This is a genomic window from Lysobacter rhizosphaerae, assembly GCF_054779795.1.
Map to the genome: position 1 here is coordinate 201,494 of NZ_BAAGXO010000007.1, position 18,267 is coordinate 219,760.

23 protein-coding genes are annotated in these 18,267 nt (G+C 67.5%); 13 read left to right on the plus strand and 10 right to left on the minus strand.

Features of this window, described 5'->3' with window-relative positions; genetic code table 11:
* Positions 1 to 70: 70 nt before the first annotated feature.
* The 3 genes from ACYVGE_RS10040 (at position 71) to pepQ (ending at position 4,116) form a co-directional block, all read left to right on the plus strand.
* Positions 71 to 2,353, plus strand: a complete 2,283-nt coding sequence (locus ACYVGE_RS10040) for a DUF1631 family protein (RefSeq protein WP_460729487.1) — start codon at positions 71 to 73, stop codon at positions 2,351 to 2,353.
* Entirely contained in the window at positions 2,350 to 2,694 is a 345-nt protein-coding gene (locus ACYVGE_RS10045; RefSeq protein ID WP_460729489.1) for a PilZ domain-containing protein, read from the plus strand. The genes ACYVGE_RS10040 and ACYVGE_RS10045 overlap by 4 nt, the downstream gene beginning before the upstream one ends.
* Positions 2,695 to 2,781: 87 nt before the next feature.
* Complete coding sequence (gene pepQ, locus ACYVGE_RS10050) at positions 2,782 to 4,116, plus strand: Xaa-Pro dipeptidase (protein ID WP_460729491.1); 1,335 nt, start codon at positions 2,782 to 2,784, stop codon at positions 4,114 to 4,116.
* A 74-nt stretch (positions 4,117 to 4,190) separates the two neighbouring features.
* Here pepQ and ACYVGE_RS10055 read toward each other — a convergent pair whose 3' ends face one another.
* Positions 4,191 to 4,613: a hypothetical protein gene (locus tag ACYVGE_RS10055; RefSeq protein WP_460729493.1), complete on the minus strand. Its 423-nt coding sequence runs from the start codon at positions 4,611 to 4,613 to the stop codon at positions 4,191 to 4,193.
* A 154-nt stretch (positions 4,614 to 4,767) separates the two neighbouring features.
* Between ACYVGE_RS10055 and ACYVGE_RS10060 the strand changes: the two genes are divergently transcribed.
* From ACYVGE_RS10060 to ACYVGE_RS10080, 5 genes are all read left to right on the plus strand, one after another.
* The gene (locus ACYVGE_RS10060; protein WP_460729495.1) at positions 4,768 to 5,343 is read left to right on the plus strand and encodes a manganese efflux pump MntP; all 576 of its coding nucleotides are present in this window, start codon (positions 4,768 to 4,770) and stop codon (positions 5,341 to 5,343) included.
* Between the two features lie 157 nt (positions 5,344 to 5,500).
* Positions 5,501 to 6,883, plus strand: a complete 1,383-nt coding sequence (locus ACYVGE_RS10065; protein WP_460729497.1) for a hypothetical protein — start codon at positions 5,501 to 5,503, stop codon at positions 6,881 to 6,883.
* A gap of 171 nt (positions 6,884 to 7,054) precedes the next feature.
* A complete protein-coding gene (locus ACYVGE_RS10070; RefSeq protein WP_460729499.1) occupies positions 7,055 to 7,864 on the plus strand; it encodes a thiol:disulfide interchange protein DsbA/DsbL in 810 nt (269 codons plus the stop codon).
* 143 nt (positions 7,865 to 8,007) lie between these two features.
* On the plus strand, positions 8,008 to 8,217 hold the full coding sequence (locus ACYVGE_RS10075) for a dodecin (protein WP_457096422.1): 210 nt from the start codon (positions 8,008 to 8,010) through the stop codon (positions 8,215 to 8,217).
* 129 nt (positions 8,218 to 8,346) lie between these two features.
* Positions 8,347 to 8,655 (plus strand): hypothetical protein, encoded by a 309-nt coding sequence (locus tag ACYVGE_RS10080; RefSeq protein WP_457096421.1) that lies wholly within the window; start codon positions 8,347 to 8,349, stop codon positions 8,653 to 8,655.
* Between the two features lie 60 nt (positions 8,656 to 8,715).
* On the opposite strand, the gene ACYVGE_RS10085 is transcribed toward ACYVGE_RS10080, so the two are convergent.
* Positions 8,716 to 9,210, minus strand: coding sequence for a hypothetical protein (locus ACYVGE_RS10085; protein WP_460729502.1), 495 nt, complete (start codon positions 9,208 to 9,210; stop codon positions 8,716 to 8,718).
* Positions 9,211 to 9,506: 296 nt separating this feature from the next.
* On the opposite strand from ACYVGE_RS10085, the gene ACYVGE_RS10090 reads away from it, so the two are divergent.
* On the plus strand, positions 9,507 to 10,301 hold the full coding sequence (locus ACYVGE_RS10090) for an FHA domain-containing protein (protein WP_460729504.1): 795 nt from the start codon (positions 9,507 to 9,509) through the stop codon (positions 10,299 to 10,301).
* A gap of 135 nt (positions 10,302 to 10,436) precedes the next feature.
* On the plus strand, positions 10,437 to 10,682 hold the full coding sequence (locus tag ACYVGE_RS10095; RefSeq protein ID WP_460729506.1) for a hypothetical protein: 246 nt from the start codon (positions 10,437 to 10,439) through the stop codon (positions 10,680 to 10,682).
* A 65-nt stretch (positions 10,683 to 10,747) separates the two neighbouring features.
* Here the strand turns inward: ACYVGE_RS10095 and ACYVGE_RS10100 are convergent, their stop codons facing one another.
* Positions 10,748 to 11,347 (minus strand): TMEM175 family protein, encoded by a 600-nt coding sequence (locus tag ACYVGE_RS10100; protein WP_460729508.1) that lies wholly within the window; start codon positions 11,345 to 11,347, stop codon positions 10,748 to 10,750.
* A 41-nt stretch (positions 11,348 to 11,388) separates the two neighbouring features.
* Between ACYVGE_RS10100 and ACYVGE_RS10105 the strand changes: the two genes are divergently transcribed.
* Both ACYVGE_RS10105 and ACYVGE_RS10110 read left to right on the plus strand, forming a co-directional pair.
* Positions 11,389 to 11,622, plus strand: a complete 234-nt coding sequence (locus tag ACYVGE_RS10105) for a hypothetical protein (RefSeq protein ID WP_460729510.1) — start codon at positions 11,389 to 11,391, stop codon at positions 11,620 to 11,622.
* Positions 11,619 to 12,650, plus strand: a complete 1,032-nt coding sequence (locus tag ACYVGE_RS10110; RefSeq protein WP_460729512.1) for a hypothetical protein — start codon at positions 11,619 to 11,621, stop codon at positions 12,648 to 12,650. The genes ACYVGE_RS10105 and ACYVGE_RS10110 overlap by 4 nt, the downstream gene beginning before the upstream one ends.
* A 65-nt stretch (positions 12,651 to 12,715) precedes the next feature.
* Here ACYVGE_RS10110 and ACYVGE_RS10115 read toward each other — a convergent pair whose 3' ends face one another.
* Entirely contained in the window at positions 12,716 to 13,189 is a 474-nt protein-coding gene (locus tag ACYVGE_RS10115) for an FUSC family protein (protein WP_460729514.1), read from the minus strand.
* Positions 13,190 to 13,449: 260 nt separating this feature from the next.
* Between ACYVGE_RS10115 and ACYVGE_RS10120 the strand changes: the two genes are divergently transcribed.
* A complete protein-coding gene (locus tag ACYVGE_RS10120; RefSeq protein ID WP_460729516.1) occupies positions 13,450 to 13,983 on the plus strand; it encodes a tetratricopeptide repeat protein in 534 nt (177 codons plus the stop codon).
* Positions 13,984 to 14,060: 77 nt separating this feature from the next.
* Here the strand turns inward: ACYVGE_RS10120 and ACYVGE_RS10125 are convergent, their stop codons facing one another.
* The 6 genes from ACYVGE_RS10125 to ACYVGE_RS10150 form a co-directional block, all read right to left on the minus strand.
* Positions 14,061 to 15,269, minus strand: a complete 1,209-nt coding sequence (locus ACYVGE_RS10125) for an MFS transporter (protein ID WP_460729518.1) — start codon at positions 15,267 to 15,269, stop codon at positions 14,061 to 14,063.
* 102 nt (positions 15,270 to 15,371) lie between these two features.
* Positions 15,372 to 15,614, minus strand: a complete 243-nt coding sequence (locus tag ACYVGE_RS10130) for a DUF2798 domain-containing protein (RefSeq protein ID WP_460729520.1) — start codon at positions 15,612 to 15,614, stop codon at positions 15,372 to 15,374.
* Positions 15,615 to 15,775: 161 nt separating this feature from the next.
* Entirely contained in the window at positions 15,776 to 16,315 is a 540-nt protein-coding gene (locus ACYVGE_RS10135; protein ID WP_460729522.1) for an SRPBCC family protein, read from the minus strand.
* Positions 16,312 to 16,710, minus strand: a complete 399-nt coding sequence (locus ACYVGE_RS10140) for an ArsR/SmtB family transcription factor (protein ID WP_460729524.1) — start codon at positions 16,708 to 16,710, stop codon at positions 16,312 to 16,314. Before ACYVGE_RS10140 ends, ACYVGE_RS10135 begins: the two co-directional genes overlap by 4 nt.
* Positions 16,711 to 16,881: 171 nt before the next feature.
* Positions 16,882 to 17,304: an MAPEG family protein gene (locus ACYVGE_RS10145; RefSeq protein ID WP_460729527.1), complete on the minus strand. Its 423-nt coding sequence runs from the start codon at positions 17,302 to 17,304 to the stop codon at positions 16,882 to 16,884.
* Between the two features lie 84 nt (positions 17,305 to 17,388).
* Positions 17,389 to 18,234, minus strand: coding sequence for a class I SAM-dependent methyltransferase (locus ACYVGE_RS10150; protein WP_460729529.1), 846 nt, complete (start codon positions 18,232 to 18,234; stop codon positions 17,389 to 17,391).
* Positions 18,235 to 18,267: the final 33 nt, after the last annotated feature.

Below are 18,267 nucleotides of genomic sequence, written 5' to 3' on the forward strand. Positions count from 1 at the left end.
GCGAGGCCGCCCACGTGATTAAGATCGTCGTCAGATCGCCTCACCCAATCGGGCGACTCGGGAAGGATGCATGTCGGTGACATTCGAACACTCAGCCCTGCACCCCACCCTGGCCTCCGCGCAGCTCCCGCGCCGGGTGCGCCGTGCCCTCGAGCAGGTCTACGCGATCGCCGCCGATGAGATGGCACGCGCCCTGGAGCGGATGCTGGCCGAATTCGAGCAGCAGCAGTTCCGCCTGGCCGACCAGGCCGCCAATCCGGGCGTGCAGCAGGCCTACTTCGACACCCTGCGACTGGTGCGGCAGAACCGCGCCGACCTGATCCCCGAATTCCTCAGCGGCCTGGAAGCCGCCCTGGCCGGCATCCGCAACCCGGCGCCCGCGCCGAGCAAGACCATCAGCCACGTGCACTTTGGCGACCTGCGCCTGGTCGAGGACCACGAGCTCGACGAAGTGAGCGTGTTACGCGCCATCGCCTCGCGGCACGAGTCGCGCACCAGCCTGCCCTTGCACCTGCTGGGGCAGCGCTTTGGCGTGCTCGCCGGCGCCCCCGCCTTCGACGTCGATCGCCTGCCGGTCGGCCCCCGGCAACTGGGCAGTATCCTCGCCCAGGCCAGCCGCGTCCTCCAGATCGAGCTGCAGCCGCGCCTGGACCTGTTCCGCTGCTTCGAGCATTACGGGCTCCATGGTTACGTCCAGCTGGTGGAGACCATGAACGCCACGCTGGCGCGCGAGGGCATCCTGCCCAATCTCGCCTACGTGCCGCTGCGTGCGCGACCGGCGCTGCAGTCCGAACTCACCGGCGATGCCGTGCGGGAACGCCGCGAACAGGCCGCCCGCCAGCGCAACGCATCCGGTGGTGATCGTCCCTACACCGGCTGGTTCGGCGGCGACAACGACGAACAGGACGACCCCGAGAGCTTCACGCTGCTGCAGGAAATGTTGTCCTCGCGCCGCGACCTGCTCAACAAGCTCGTTCCCGGCAGCAATGCCGCGCCGCCGTCGAAAGCCCAGCTCAGCACCGAGGACGTCATGCAGGCGCTCGCGCGCATGCAGGGCAGCGTGCGCGAGCCGCCGTCCGGCGACGCCGCGCCGCGCCCTCCCCGCAGCGTCCAGGAAGTACGCCAGGCGCTGCTCGCGCAGAGCCGGCAGACACGAGGGCAGGCGGCCGCGCTGTCGCGCGAGGACAACGACGCCTTCGAATTGCTCGCGATCCTCATGACGGAGATCCAGCGCGAGCTGCGCCAGGATGCGCCCGGCAACCGCCTGGTGCACAAGCTGGTGGTGCCGCTGCTGCGCCTGGTGCTCAAGGACCGCGGCTTCTTCGTCCAGCAGAGCCATCCGGCGCGGCAACTGCTCAACGCCGTTGCCGAATCCGGCGCCGCCTGGGCCGCTGAAGACGAAGTCGACCCGCAATTGGGTGAACAGCTCAGCCACGCGGTCGACGACGTCGTCGCCCATTACGAAGGCGATGCCACCGTCTTCGACGCCGCCAACCAGCGCATACAGCAGCACCTGCAGACCATGGCGCGCCGCGCCGAAGTCGCCGAGCGCCGCCACGTCGACGCGGCGCGCGGCAAGGAGAAGCTGGAACTCGCCAAGCGCCGAGCCGCCGAGGTCATCGCCGATGCGTCGCGGGACCACACGCTGCCGCGCTTCGTACAGACCCTGCTCGCCAATTCCTGGACGGACGTGTTGACGCTGGTGCAACTGCGCAGCGGCGACGAGTCGGAGGAATGGCAGCAGCAGGTCGACGCAACGACGGCAATTGTCCGGGCCACCTCCCTCAACCATCCGGAGTCGCCGCCACCGGCCCTGGCCGCTCAGATCGAGCATGCGCTCATGCTCGTCGGCTACCACAGCAGCGAGGCCGGCGACATCGCCCGCCGCCTCACTGCCCACGTCGTCGACGACGAAAGCGATCCGGCCTCGCGCACCGAACTCGCGCTGCGACTCAAGGCCCGCGGTCGCCTGGGCCAGGAAGCCGCGCCCGAAAAGCCCGTGGTGGTGCCACGCACCCAACGCGAACAGGCCGCCTATGACGTGCTGCGTTCGCTGCCGTTCGGCACCTGGTTCGAATTCGTCACCAACCAGCAGGGCGACGTCATTCGCCGGCGCCTGTCCTGGTTCAGCCCCATGACCGACCACGCGCTGTTCGTAAACCAGCGCGGCCAGCGCGTCGGCGAACAGTCGCTCGACAGCCTCGCACGCGCGGTTGCCGGCGGGCAGGCGCGCATCGTCACGGTCGAGCACAGCAGCCTGGTCGATCGCGCCTGGCACAGCGCGCTGAAGGTGCTGCGTGGCTTTATCGGCAGCAAAGGTGTCGAGGCACAGCCAGGAGAATCGCAGGCATGAAGGAATTCCGCCGCAGCCGTCGACGCCAGGTGGGCGAAGCCACCCAGGTGACCGACAGCATGACCGAGGTGGTGATCGGCCACATCGGCAACGTCTCGGAAACCGGGATGCTGGTGATGTCGAATGCACCGCTGGTATCCGACGCGCTGTACCAGCTGCGCTTCGCCCTGCCCGATGGCGGTGGCAGGACCGCTTTCGAAGTCGGCGCGCACCTGCTCTGGCACGACCACGCCAGCGCGCCGGGACAGGCGTGGGTCGGCTTCCGCTTCATCACCATGAGCGACCAGCAGATGCAGCAGCTGCGCCGCTGGATCGACGCGCCGGGCAGCCAGTACGCCTGACGGCCGCCTGACGGCCCTGGCCCGCGTGCATGCGGCGTCCTCGGGTCGCTGCGTAGAATGCCGTCACCCCCACATGGCCAATCGCGCATGAGTCCGAACCAGAGCACCGTCGCTGCGCTGTACTCGCAGCATCTCGACACCCTGCAACAGCGCACCGCGGAAGCCCTGCAACGCGGCGGCTTCGACCATCTGGTCGTGCCCAGCGGCACGTCCCATTACCAGCTCTTCGACGACCGCGACTATCCCTACGCGACCAACCCCCAGTTCAAGCACTGGGCGCCGCTGACGCGCAATCCCGGCAGTTGGCTGGTGGCCACTCCGGGCCGCCGACCCAAGCTCATCTACCTGCAGCCGTTCGACTACTGGCACGTCGTGCCGGAGGCGCCGCGCGGTTATTGGACCGAGCATTTCGACATCGTCGTGATCCGCACGCCGGACGAGGCCCTGCAGCACCTGCCGGGCAACGCCGCGCGCTGCGCGATTCTCGGCGAGGGGCAGAGCGCGGTCGGTGACTTCGTCCCGAACAATCCGCCGGCCGTGCTGGCCTACCTCGACTACCAGCGCGCGTACAAGACGCCGTATGAAGTGGCGATGATGCGCGAAGCCTCGCGTGTCGGCGCCCGCGCGCATCGCGCCGCCGAGCGCGCATTCCGGGCCGGCGCCAGCGAATTCGGCATCCACCTCGTGTATTGCCAGTCCGCGATGCAGGACGCCAACGACCTGCCGTACAACAACATCGTCGCGCTCAACGAGCACGGCGCGGTGCTCCACTACACCGACCGCGACCGCCTTCCGCCGCGCCAGGCCCGCAGCTTCCTGATCGACGCCGGCGCCAGCCACCATGGTTATGCCTGCGACATCACCCGCACCTACGCGCACGACCGCAACGGCGAATTCCAGGCGCTGATCAACGCGGTCGACAATGCGCAGCAGACGATGTGCGCGCACGTCCGGGCCGGCTTCGACTACAAACAGCTGCACCTGGATGCGCACCTGTCCCTCGCCCGCATCCTGCGCGACTTCCGCCTGATCAACGTGGCGCCGGAAGTCGCGGTGGAAACCGGCGTCAGCAGCGCCTTCTTCCCGCATGGCATCGGCCATGGCATCGGCCTGCAGGTACACGATGTCGCCGGTTTCGCCGAAAGCGATCGCGGCGGCACGATTCCCAAGCCCCAGGGCCATCCCTACCTGCGCCTGACCCGCGTGCTCGAACCAGGCATGGCCGTCACCATCGAACCCGGCCTGTACTTCATCGACATGCTGCTCGAGGAACTGAAGGACAAGGGGCTTGGCCCGAGCGTGAACTGGGATCGCGTTGCCGCGTTCAAGCCCTTCGGCGGCATCCGCATCGAGGACGATGTGGTGTGCACCGATGGCGACCCGCTCAACCTGACACGCGAACAGTTCGCCGCGGCGGCCTGAGGCTCGCAAACCCGTCCCGACGTTCATCGCGTCGGGCCGGGCAGTTGCCGGGTGCCGGTCAGATCGCAGCCAGCTCAGTGCGTGGTGCGCTGATCTCCGGCCGTATCCGACGCAGGCGCCGCGCGTTCGGCCCGTTCCTGTTCGAGCAGTTGCAGGTAATCCTCCAGCGTATGCCCCAGCGCCGCGGCCTCGCGCGTCGCCGCGGTTGCCATCGCCGGCGAGTATGTCAGCTTCAATTCCTGCCCGGCCTGCTCCTTCAGCGCGACGACATGCCGCAGCATCGCCAGGGTCATCGCCGCGCTCGGCGTGCGGGCAGCCACCTTGCCGCCCAGGACCGTCAGCCACTCGCCATCGCGCCAGCCGGCGCCGCCGATGGTATTGCCGTCGTCGGTCTCCAGCTGCGCATGCGGCTGCAACGCCGCACCGAGGCGGCGGATGGGCCGCTTGGGCTCCTTCTTGATGCGTGCATCGCGCTTCACTTTCGAATTCCGGGACATCTCGCTTCTCGTTGCCACCTGACCTGCGGGGGCGTGCATCCTAAGGCGTCGGCCGGCGCGCGGCGATGATGCCCCGGCGCCGATCGCCTGACTTGGTCATCGCGCCGGCGCCCGCCCTGGGCGATCATGCGCCCTTTGCACCCGGCGCGCCGTCATGAATCCGCTTTCGATCCTGCTGATCGGCCTGGCCATGTCCACCGACGCCTTCGCCGCCGCCGTCGGCAAGGGCGCGGCGATGACGCGGCCACGCCTGCCCCAGGCCCTGCGCGCAGGCCTGATCTTCGGCGTGGTCGAAGCCATCACGCCGGTGATCGGTTGGCTGCTGGGTACCGCGGCGTCGCGCTTCATATCGGCCTGGGACCACTGGATCGCCTTCGGCCTGCTCTCCGCGCTGGGGCTGCACATGATCTGGCAGGCACTGCATCCCGCAGCCGACAACCCCGGCGACGAGGGCAAGGGCAACGGCAGCGTGATCAGCCTCGCCATCGCCGGCCTGGCCACGAGCATCGATGCAATGGCGGTGGGCGTGGGCCTGGCCTTCGCCGACGTAAAGATCGCCGTGGTGGCGGTCGTGATCGGCCTGTGCACCTTCACCATGGTCACCATCGGCATCATGCTCGGCCGTGCCCTGGGCGTGATCATCGGCCGCCGCGCCGAAATCGCGGGCGGCGTGATCCTGATCCTCGTCGGCGCGGCAATCCTGCACGAACACCTCAGCGGCGCGGCGTAAGTGCGAATCGGACAGCGCGCCCACCGGCGCCGCGCGAAGCCCATCCCGGATGGCAGCTGAACAGGCGCCGGGCGCGGCGGAAATTCTCAGAAAGGATTAAGCCCGCGAGCCGCTAACTGCACGCAGCGACATCTGGGTCGCACCGCAGGTGGGAAGAATGAATACGAACGAGACGCCGCTGTTGAGCCGCGCGATGCTGCTTGCGCTGGCGATCACCCTGGCGAGCCCCATGCTGGTCAGCCCCGTGTTCGCGCGCGAACACGGCAGCCAGGACGAGCGCCAACAGGATCAGGAACAACAGGATGAAGCACGCGGGAAGGCCCGCAAGGCGCACGAGGATGCGCAACGCGCCGCCTCCGGGCGCCAGGACCAGACCTTCGCACCATCACGTCCGGATCCGCGCGCGCTGCAGCAGCGCGAACGCGAGGACGCGCAGGCACGCAACGCCGCGCGACAGGTCGAACAGACCCGAACGCAGGACGACTACCGCCAGCGCGAAGCCGCACAGGCCCGGGGCGAGGCGCAGCGACAGGAAGCAGTGCAGCGCGCCGAGCAGCGGATGCAGCAGGACCGTATCCGCCAGGTCCGCGAAGATCGCGTGCGGGATGACGCGCGCGAGCAGCAGGCGCGCATCGAGCGCGGTCGTACGGACGAACAACGGCAGGCAGAGCAGCGCCGCGCAGCCATGCTGCAGGAAGCCACGCGACGCGACGACGCACGCCGCGACGACGCACGCCGCGACCTCGATCGCGACCGCGAGCACGATCGCGTCAGCGCCATGGAGACCGCGCAGCGCCGCGCGCTGGAACAGCAGCAGGCCAATGTCCGTCGCGAGCAGGCGCGCCGCCTCGATGAGCGCCGCGACCAGGATCGTTTCGACCAGGACCGTCGCGACCAGAACCGTCTCGACCAGGGCCGCCGCAACGAGGAGCGCCGCAACCGCCTGAGCGAACAGGAACGCCAGCGCCAGATCGCCCTCCAGCAGCAACGCGTGGCGTTGTACCAGCGCGAGGCCGTCGCGCGCCGCGCCGCGGAGCGCGATCGCACCTTCGCCTTGCAGCAGCAGCGCCGGATGCAGCAATACCGCTACCAGCAGCAGTACTGGCAGCGCCAGCGTGAATTGCAGCAGCGTTGGTACTCGCGCGACTACAGCTACTACAACGATCCCTACTACTACACGCCTGTCAGCTACCGCTACCTGCGCGGAGGCCGCTACTACGAAGTCAACCGTTACGCCGCCGACCTGTTGCAGCAGGCCATCCGTATGGGCTACGAACAGGGCTACCGGGCCGGCGAAGCGGACCGCTACGACGGCTGGCGTTACGACTTCCGCAACAACTACGCCTACATGGACGCCAACTACGGCTATTACGGCTATTACCTGGACCAGGGCGAATACAACCACTACTTCCGCCAGGGCTTCCAGCGCGGTTACGAGGACGGGTACGGACGCAGCTACCGTTATGGCCGCTACGACGACGGCAACTACACGATCCTCGGCTCGGTACTGCAGTCCATCCTCAACCTGCGGCCCTACTGATCGCAGCCGCGCATCGCGCATCGACGCCCGGCACTCGCCGGGCGTTTTTTTGTCCGTCCGCTGCACGGCCAGGCGCCGGGAGATTCGCGGCCGCTGCGCGCGACGGCTATCCTTGCCATCCACGTGGCGCCAAGCGCCATCACCCGCCTTCCCACGCAGAGATTTCGTCCCATGAACTTGCGCCTGGCTTCCCTCCTCCTTGCCGTGCTGACCATGGCCGCCTGCTCCGAGCAGAAGGCTCCCGAAACCGCGGCTCCCGCGGCTCCCACCGCCACCGCCCCGGCAGCGACCACGGCGCCTGCGCCGACCGCCGCTACGCCGGCACCGGCCGCTACACCGGTCGCTGCGGAACCCGAGGCGCCCAACACCAATCCGATCGTGCCCCCGCAGGGCCCTGAGCCGGTCGCGGGTACCGATTACGAGGAAATCGCCGGCGGCCAGCCGTACCTGCCGCTCGACGGCAAGATCGAAGTGGTCGAAGTCTTCGGCTACGTATGCCCGGCGTGCGCCAGCTTCCATCCCGTCGTGAGCGAATGGGAGAAGAAGCTGCCCGCCGACGTACGGTTCACCTATGTGCCCGCGCCGTTCGGCCCGGAATGGATTCCCTACGCCAAGGGCTTCTACGTCGCCGAGTCGATGGGCCTGGTCAAGCGTTCGCATGACGCGCTGATCAACGCCATCCACGCGCAGCACACCATGCCCGGCGAGGGCGACAAGCCCGACGAACAGAAGATCGCCAACTTCTATGCCGGTTACGGCGCCAACGCCGCCCAGTTCCTGGCGGCGATGAACAGCTTCGCAGTTTCCTCCAAGGTGAACCGTGGCAAGCAGTTCATGCTCCGCGCCGGCGTCGAGGCCACGCCCACCCTCGTCATCAATGGTAAGTACCGCGTCACTGGCGGCCGCGGCTGGGAAGACAAGCTGCGCATCGCCGATCACCTGATCGCCAGGGAACGTGCGGCGGCAGGCAACGGCGGCTGATCGCTTCATCCCGGCGCTCCGCAACGGAGCGCCGGTTCAGACTTCACGAGCAGGTTGCGGTGCGTTCGCCCGCCCGCTCGTGACCGCCGGCGGGGCATCCCTGCGTTGATCCAAGGTGCCCTGCCCGCGAACGGAACACCGTCATGACCGACCACGTCTACAAGTCGCTCGAGCTCACCGGCTCGTCGAAGACCAGCAGCGACGACGCCATCCGCACCGCCATCGAACGCGCTTCCAACTCGATGCGGAACATCCGCTGGTTCCAGGTCCTCGAGACCCGCGGCCACGTCGAGAATGGCAAGGTCGCCCACTGGCAGGTGACGCTCAAGGTGGGCTTCACGCTCGAAGAGTGAATGCCAGCACGACGGATTCCCCCATCCGCGCTGGCCTGCAGACATCCCGCAGGCGGTGGCATAAGCTCCGCCCTTGCAACGACGCTCACCACGCGACAGGGACCGTCCGACCGCCGCCCGGGGGAATCCATGGATCCCATTGATGCGACCGACGATGCAACCGACGCAGTCGTGGAAGCGCGCATGCGCGAACTCGAACAGGACATGCCTGGCATGTACCTGCGGCACGGAACGGTGTTCGCGCTCGCAAGCGCGTGGGCCGAACGCTACGACGCGATCATGGCCCTGGTACCGCCGGACAAGCGCGCTGCCATCGAAGTACGGCTCGCCCGTATCGGCATCCGCTGGGGCGTGATGCCGGGAAGCCGCGTCACGGTGGAACTGCGCGTCAGCGACATCGAGGCACTCGCCCGCGCGCGGCGCCGACCACGGCATTAGTTAGAAGGCGCGATCCCTTCCTGGAAGAACGCTCGCGATCCGGTACAGCCGCCTTTCAGCTCAGAAACCACCCCTCGCCGGCAGACAGGACTGCGAGGTTGCGTTTGCAGACGCACTGCCGCAGATCGAGGGCGCGCCATGCCATTCCTGGCCACCCTCACGGATCTGCTGGCGTTCGGCCACCGTGGCGCAGACGGTCTCGATGCGGTGCGAACCCAGGCGCTGTTCGCGCCAGCACAGCTGGCGATCGGCGTCGTTCGCCGCCAGCACCGCCTTGACCGTCTCCAGCGCATTGAACAGATCGACCTGTTGCGAAGGTCTGAGCTCGCTCACCTCGCTGACGCCGTCGAGCAGCTCGAATACGGTGTCCTGGGCCGTGCGCAGCTTGGCCAGTTCGCCCTTGTCGAAGCGGACATAGCGGCCATCGGAGTCCTCGGTCTGCCGGCGGATCTCCTCCTGCTGCAGGCGGATCTCGGCGAGCCGGCCGGCCGCAGCAAGCGCGGATGCCGAAAAAACCACGAGCAGGAAGGCAGCAGGCAGCGTGCTGGCTTTCATGACGCGCACCTCATCGGTTGCGGGGAAAGCGATGCGGTGGCCATTCGCTATCGGCCACGCGCAGGGTCGGGCGTCCGCCGCCAATATAGGCGCGTCCGGCGCCCCGCCGCCCTTCCCCGGGCGGGCGATTCCCGGGTGTCGCCGCACGTGTTACCTGCGCACCACGGCCACCGTGCCCACGTTCACGCCACCCATGCAGGGCCGGCGCTAGCGTTCCGGGTCCGGAGTCCACCATCCGGAGTCCACCAAGGAATGCCCGCTTCGGCGCGGCAGTTGGAAGGGGGGGTCAGATGTCCATGAAACTCGTATTCCCGGGCGGGGAGCACCCACACGTGATGCTGGACCAGGGCGTGAGCCGCATCGGCTCCGACCCGCAGGCCAACATCGTCCTCGACCAGCCGGGCGTGCGGCCACAGCACTGCCAGCTGCACGTGAGCGAGACCGGCGTGATGCTGGAGGTGCCGCACGGCACGACGGTGGCGGTGAATGGCCGGCGCGTGGATGGATTGATCGCGTTGCGCGCGGGCGACAGCGTCACCTTCGACCATGTCCTGGCCCGGCTGGCGGTGATCGACACCATCACTCCGGCCTCCGCTGCCCACCAGCCCGGCCCGCATCGCGCCGCCAACGACGACCCGGGCGCGACCACCGTGCGCCAGGTGATGCCGATGTACGTGCTGCGTGGCCTGTCCGGCGGCGCGTTCGGACGCAGCTATCCCTTGCACGGACCGATCACCGTGGGCCGCTCGCCCGAATGCGACGTGCACCTCGATGGCACCGGCCTGTCGCGGCTGCACGCCCGCCTGGTGCCATGCGACGACGGCGTCCTGATCGAGGATCTGAATTCGACCAACGGCAGCTTCGTCAACGACCACCGCGTGCACCGACACAAGGCGCATGTCGGTGACGAGATCGACTTCGACAAGGTTCGCTTCCGCCTAGCGGGCAGCGCCGCCAGCCCGACCGACACCGCGCGGGCCGCGCCGGCCCTCGCGCCGCGCCGGCGAAGCGGCGGCGACTGGCTGATACCGACAACGGTCGTGGCCCTGCTCGTGGCGTTGGCATTGCTGGGAGCCGGCTACTTCCTGTGACGGGCGCCGCGGCAGCGCGCGGCGTGATCGCCAGGCAGAGTGGTCGTCGATCACACATCCGGAATTGCAGGGGTGATTTCACCCTGGCTTGAGCGCGCGCCTTCGTAAGATGGCGCCAGCTGACGGGGGCTGGACATGGCAAGACTTAGTTTCGAAGAGCGCGGCCTGCTGCGGATCCTGGACAAGATCCGGGACCAGGCAGGATCCATCGGGCCGTCGGTGCGCTTTGCGCTCGTCGAGCGGGGCCTGATCGAAGCGGGCGATCCCGTGCGGCTTACGCCCATGGGCGAACAGCTCCTGGAAGAGCTGCGCCTGCGCCCCGGCCGGGCGACGGAAGAATTTCCCGCCCTCGGCGCCAACGCATCCGTTTCGGCGCGCTGAGCCCTGCGCTCACGCCAGGCGCGAGGCTTCGACCTCGAGTTCAACCGACTACGGGTTCAAACGGTTCAACCGCGCTTGTCTTCCTGTTCGTGGCGCTGCAGCGTGTGCTCGATGCGCCGGTCGGGCACCAGCCACAACAACGCGGCCGCCACGTAGATCAGCTGCGCCAGCCACGCCTGCCAGAACGTCGACACGATGGCGAGAAAGTAGAGCAGCGGCGACAGCTTGCCTTTCCAGTCGTTGCCGAGCGCCTCCTTGAGTACCGAGGACGCGCCCTCCGACGCGATGATCGTGTGCTGCAGCACCAGGTATGCGATGGCGGCCATCAGCAGCACGACGCCGTACACCGCTGTGGGCCCGGCAGCGAACTGGTTCTCGCCCATCCAGCCGGTGGCGAAGGGAAACAGCGACAGCCAGAACAGCAGATGCAGGTTGGCCCATAGCACGGCCCCGGACACCTTCACCGATGCATGCAGCATGTGGTGGTGGTTGTTCCAGTAGATGCCGACGTACACGAAGCTCAGCACATAGCTCAGGAATACCGGCAGCAGCGGCCGCAATGCATCCAGCGAGTCGCCGTGCGGCACCTTCAGCTCCAGCACCATGATGGTGATGATGATGGCGATGACACCGTCGCTGAACGCCTCGAGCCTGCTCTTGCCCATATGCCCTCCGCGGCCACCTCCTCGTTGGCGACCTGGGCCTAATGTGTCATGAAACGGCGGCGCTTCGTCTGCCCGGCACGGCTATCGCGGCCGCCTGCGGTGCTGCCGTCATCGCCACGCTTCCAGGGGGACTGTTCCGGCGGGACGGCCACGTCGCGTCCTGCATGTGCATGCCGCACAATGTCGCGCCGATGACGCTGATCAAAGCGAATGCCGGCGCGAAAGGCCTTCCCGCCGCCACCCTTACCGGGCGCTCGATCCTCAATCCGCCATGACCTCTCTCGACAACCACCCGACCTTCTCCACGGACGAGCTGTGCCGTTCGCCGGAGTGGTTCCCGGCCGATGTCGACGTCGCGGCGCGCCGGATCCAGTTCCTGCACCTCGACCCACAAATCCTCGGTCGTGCGCCCTTCCTGGACACCCGCCTGGACGTCGACTGGCGCGCAGGCCACATGTGTTCCTACGAGGCAGTGGCCCTGCCGCCTGCGACGCGACCGGCCGCCTGGCTGTGGCACACCTCGTTCTGCGGTTCGACGCTGCTGGCACGCATGCTCCACGTCGCGCCGCATGCCGTGGCGCTGAAAGAGCCATTGGTACTCCGACGCCTCGGCGACGCCGCCCATGCAGGCAGCGCGATCGACGAATCGTTGCGCATACTGCTGCCGCTGCTGTCGCGGCCCTGGCACGCGGAAGGACGCGTGCTCATCAAACCCACGCACGCGGCGTTGAACATCGCCCGTGCGGCCATGGCATGCGACGACCGCAGCCGCGGCATCGTGCTGACGTCGTCGCTGGAGGACTTCCTCATCTCCAACGTGAAGAAGCCGCCCGCGACGCTGAGCAAGGTTCCGCAGCTGGTGGAACGCGCCATGGGCGCTACCCGCCTGTTGAGGAAACTGGGTCCCGCCGCCTTCGAACCGCCCTCCACGCTCGCCGGCGTCGCCCTGCAGTGGGCCGCGCAACGTGAGCTAGCAAGCGAGTTGCTGGAGTCGACGGGGCCTGAGCGCATGCGCATGATCGACTGGGCCGACCTGCAGGACGACATCACCACGTCGACGTTGGAATGCGCACGCTGGCTCGACTTGGGCATTCCCGAAGCGGCGTTGCGCGACAGCGTGGCGATCAACGCCTCGCGTCATTCCAAGGAAACCGAACACCATTTCGACGTGGCGACGCGCCGGAGCGAAGCGTCGCGGCTGGCGGAAACATTCGAGCCGCAGATCCGGGAGGCGATGGCGTGGGCCGAACGCCATCTGTTGCCGGCGATGAGCGCCGGGGCCTTCACGATATCCGGGCGCTGATCCACGACGGGCCGCTCCGCTGCAGACCCAGCACATCACTGGCGTCGGCGATCAGGATGACCCGGTTACTTGTTCTTGTCGGTGGATAGCAGCAGCGGGATCAGGCTCACCAGCATGGCCATGGCGATGCCCAGCAGCGTCTCCACCAGGCGATGGACCGCGTAGAACCACGGCTGCGTGTGGAAATCGAGCAGGACGATGCCGCAGACATATCCGCTGACCTTGGCCGCACCACGCAGGCGCAACACATGACACAGGAACATGGCGGACAACACCCCGACCCCGATCACCACTGGACCATGCGGGAAGAACGTACTCAGCGTGGCCCCGATCGATGCGCCCAACACGGTGCCGATCACCCGCCACAAACTCAGCTTGCGCGTTTGCGAAGGCGACAGATCGGTGACGATCACCGCACCCACCAGGGCGTAGAGCGGAAATTCGAGCTGCAATGCCTGCGCGGCGGCGACGGCCAGCGCCGCCGCCACGGCGGCGCGAACAGGCAACTGCACGTCAGCCGGAGGGATTGCAGACGTCATGGAGCATGTCGCCCTGATGTGTCCTGCGCGCTTTATGCCACAAACACGGCCCTGTAGGCCCTTGGTCGCATGTTCCCGGCCAGCGTTGCGCGCGAGCATTGCTTCGAGCAACAACGGAGGCGATGCCATGCCGGCTTCTTCGACTCCGGGCCGCAATGCCCGAGTGTCGTGGCGGCACGCCGAATGCAGTCGCAGGCTAGACTCCCGCCGCGGCCCTGGCCGCCGGGAAATGGAACCAGACCTCACAACGGGAGATTGTCATGACGAAACGCATTGCCGCGGCCGCTGCCGCGATCCTGTTCGTTGCCGGTATCGGCGTGGGCTATGGCGCGCAGAAGCTGCGCCCCACGCCCGCGACCTACCACGACAAGGCGCCGCAGGACGCCGCGAAGGCGCTGCTCGTGCTGGCGCTGGAGCAGGCGGGCAAGAAGGGCAGTTGGGAGCGCATCGGCGCAGGCCGCGTGTATTACCTCGGCGGATTCAAGCCCGAGGGCCAGGCCATCTTCGACGAGATCCTCGCCGGCAAGCATGAAGGCAGCGACGAATACCGCATCGCGCGCGTGTACGCCGAGGCCGGGGATTGGGCCAAGGCGAAACCGATGTTCGACAGCTTCCTTGCCGCCAACCCCAAGGATGGCAAGGGCTTCGCTGAAGTCGGTGCGCACTACCTGCTGCAGGGCGACCGCGCCACCGCCGAACGCCTGTTCGACCAGGCACTCGCCATCGAGAATGACGACCCCTGGATGACCGAGCACATGGCCGGCGCGTACCTGGGCGTGAAGCCGCAGGAATGACGCTGCGGCGATGAAGGCGAAAGGCCGGCTTCACACCGGCCTTTCTTTTTTCCTGCGCCATCGCTTGTTGCCAAGGCCTACGGTGATTGCCTGCTTCCCCTCTCGACGCCGCGGAACGCCGCAAGCAGGACCAGGTCGTAGCCGATCTTGAGCGCGCCGCAGAGCACCAGCGGCGCCGCCATCCAACCGGCGGCGAGCAGCGCACCACCGAGTGACGGGCTCAGCGAGGCGGCGAGGCTGCGTGGCACGGCGGTGTAGCTTGCCGCGGCCACCCGCTCCGATGGCGTCACCACCGACATCACGAACGCGGAGCGGGTCGGCACGTCCATCTGCGACAGTGCTGCGCGCACCAGCAGCAGACCCAGTGCGACTTCCACGCGCGGAGCGAAAGCGGCAGCGATCAGCGCCACGCTGGACGGTATGTGCGTGAACACCATGGTGTTGAGCAGGCCGATGCGGCGCGCCACCCATGGCGCAGCCAGTTGTGAGGCCGCGGACAACAACCCGGTCCAGAAGAAGAAGGCGCCGGCCGCGGCAAGCGACATGTCGAAACGCTTGAACAACCACAGAGCCAGCAGCGACTGCACCATCAAACCGCCGGCGAAGGCATCGACCGAGAACAACGCCGCCAGCCGGGCGACGACACCACGGGACGCACCCAGCGGCGCGGGCGGAACCGGCAACGGCTCGTCCGGACGCGGCAATCGCCGGTACAGCAACCAGATCACCAGGCCCGCGAGCGCATAGACGACGAACATGCCGCGCAACGCCGGCAGCGTGCCGACGCCCAGCTTCGCCAGCTGGTCCGGGACCGCGGCTGCGAGGGAACCGATCGCCGCGCACAATGCGCCTACCAGGCTGTAGCGCGCGAAGATCGACGTACGCGCGTGTCCATCGCCGGAGTGCGCCAGGCGCGCGTGTTCCAGTGGCAGGAACACGCTGACGTCGCCCGAACTGGGATTCAGGGTTCCGACGAACGCGACCACCAGCAAGGGCCACAGATCGGACAACGCGGCGAAGCCCAGTCCCGTGAGCAGCATCAGCACGCTCGCCGCGCGCAGCAGGTGGCGATGATGGAAACGATGACCCCACACGCCGACCGCCACCGTCATCAGCGACGAACCCAGCAGCGTCGCGGTGCTCAACAACCCCACTTCCCAGGTGCCCAGGCCCAGGGCCAACAGGTAGACCGGAAGCAGCACGGCGACATAGCCGTCCACGAATGCGCGCATGCCGCGCGCAAGCAGCAGGTAGCGTGTTTCAGCAGGGACGGGAACGCTCGCCATCAACCAGCGGGCCTTTCGGTGCGGCACGCGCACAGTATCGCCACAGGGTCGGGTGCGCGGAGTCGGCGACCGATCATCGCCTGCGTCGCAAGCCCGGTCACTTCACAGGGACAGGCGCGAAACCAGGCACGCGGCGCGCCATGCCAGTGGCCGAAACAGGTAGGCCGCCACGATGGCGGCCGGGCACGCGACGCTCCATGCGAGCAGCCAGCGCACGGGAAAGCCGCCATCGATCCCGGTATTGATTGCCGTCACCACCGCGGCGACGAAGGCCGACATGCCGGTGGCGAGGAACGCCGGTAACCATAACTGCGCGCGTTGCCGGATTGGATCGGTGGCCTGCATCTGTCGTCCCGCGCCGTCATGGCGCTCCAAAAAATTTAACGGGCCGGCTCCGCGATGGTACGAACGCTTGCCGACATTTCGCATCGTAGCCCGACATGTGCGGACAACAAAAAAGGAGCCAGGCGTGAACCTGGCCCCTTTCTGGTCGCGCGGGACGAGCGTCAGGCGGGAATGCGGCGGCCGTATTCCGTGCGCAGCCGGCTCCAGCCGTCCCAGAACGGTGCCGGTTTCCCACCCGTGAGGCGCGCGACGAGGATGTCGAGGTGCATGTGCCAGCCGGCACCGACCATCAGCATGCCGTCGCGGTTGCGCAAATTGCGATGGATCAGGGTGAGCAGTACTGCATCGCCCTTCGGTTCGAGTTCGATGGAGACATCGCCGCCCGAGCTGCCATTCCAGGTGAAGGCGAGCTTGCGGGGCGGGTCGAACTCGGTGATCTTGCTCTGCATCCGATGCTCGGATTCGAAACCCGGCGGGCGCGCACCCGGCGGATCGGTGAGCTCGTCGTTGTGCCACACGAGTTCGAAGGACGTGCCCGCCTGCTGCTGCATGGCGCCCGACGCCAGCCACTTGCGGCGCAGGTCGCTATCGGTGAGGTGGGCCCAGACGCGCTCGATCGGACCTGGCAGCAGGCGTTCGATGCGAACGGTATCGGATGCGATGAGGACGGCGTAATCGGATTCTGCGACTGCAGTGTTCATGACTTTCTCCGTGGGGGGCGGGACTTGCGGGCGGGTTTCGCCGCGGGTTTGGCAGCGGCTTTGGCAGCGTCCTCGGCCCTGAGCAGGGCTTCGAGGGCGTCGAGTTTCTGGTTCCAGAAGCGTTCGTAGTGGCGGATCCATTCCGCGCCGGCGTGCAGCGGACGCGCGTCGAGCCGGCAGGTGTGCACCCGGCCCTGCACTTCGCGCTGGATCAGGCCGGCACGTTCGAGCACCTGGATGTGCTTGGAAGCGCCCGCCAGCGAGATGTCGAAGGGCGCGGCGAGCTCGCCGACGGTGCGCGGCTGCCTGGCGAGGTCGCGCAGCATCGCGCGCCGGGTCGGGTCCGCGAGGGCGTGGAAGACGTCGTCGAGCGGGATGGGGGATTTATCAACCATGCGGTTGAATATACGCCAGCCCGGGCCATTGTCAACCACTTGGTGGAATATTCTCCGCCTCCCCTGCGCCCGGCGCTGCTGCGGGGTCACAGCGGGCGTCACGGACGCGTGGAACCGAGTCGCGGACGTCCCGGGAGACGTCGGAAACGCCCGCGATCCGGCCCGGACGCCTCACAGCGCGTGCGCGATGACGACTGCCGCGATGCCCAGGAAGCAGGCCAGCTGCACGAAGAAGAAGGTGAATCGCACGGAAACAATCCGGTCCGTCTGGACGGTGGAAACATGCACGACGGATTGGGCCATTCGTGCCACGAGCACCATGCCCGCCATGGTGTCGGTGGCGTGGGTCGAGATGCCACTCGCATAAAGGGCGAACACCACGACGGCAAATATCGGCAGGTTCTCGACGCAGTTCGCATGGGCCCGCATCGCCCGCAGGTACCACGCAGCGCCCTCGGGTGCATCGGCGGGGAAAGCAGCCATGCCAGCGCGCCCGGTAAAAACCCGGCTCAAGCGATAGACACCAATGGTGCAGACCAACACGGCCACGGTCCAGATCGCGAACCCCAGCAGCATCCAAAGTGGAAATGACATGGCACGTCTCCTCGTTTCGAGTGCGTCGCCTGGCATCCAAGCGTGGCGCGTGCCGACAAGAACGTCCTTTCCGCACGCACCTGGTTATTGCTTGACGATGACGACTTCCATGTACTCCGCCGGCACCACCAGCGAGTGGCGACCGCCGACATTGCGTTGCTCGAGCAGCTCGGTGATGTCCTCAGCGAGCGTGCGTTGCCCGGCCGCGTCGAGTGCGGCGAACGCCTTGTGCGTCGGGCCATAGAACTCGCGGAAGATCTGCAGCCAGTGCGCGGCCGATTCATAGCGGAAATTGAACAGCTTCCGCTCGCAGCGGATGTCGGCGGCGTTGCGGCCGAACAGGCGCACGATGTGCGGCTCCGTGCCCCACAGCGCGGGCGATTCCAGGCCAGCCGGTGGCGGCAGTTGCCGGCCGATGATCTTGAACAGCTCACCGACGAAGCCTTCCGGTGTCCAGTTGGCCAGGCCGATCCGGCCGCCGTGGCGCACGACCCGCAGCATTTCGTCAGCGGGGCGCCGGTGATCGGGGGTGAACATCGCGCCGAACGTGGACAGGGCCGCATCGAAGCTGCCGTCGCGGTAAGGCAATGCCTCGGCGTCGGCCACTTCGAATTCGACCCGGAGTCCTTCGGCGCTGGCGCGCGCCGCGCCTTTTTCCAGTAGCGACGGCACGTAGTCGGTGGAGGTGACATGGGCAAACCGGCGCGCCGCAGCGAGGGTGGCGTTGCCGTTGCCGGCGGCGACATCGAGCACGCGTTCGCCGGCGCGGATATCGACGGCCTCGGCCAGGGTTTCACCCACGACCTGCAGGGTCGTGCCGATCACCGCAAAGTCTCCGCTCGCCCAGGTCGCCTGTTGCGTGGTCTTGATGGCGCGTAGATCGGGCATGGCCACGGCGACGTGTTTGGGAAGGTCTCGTGCCAATGACATGGAAGTTCTCCGGAGTGTGGGCGCAGGGTCATT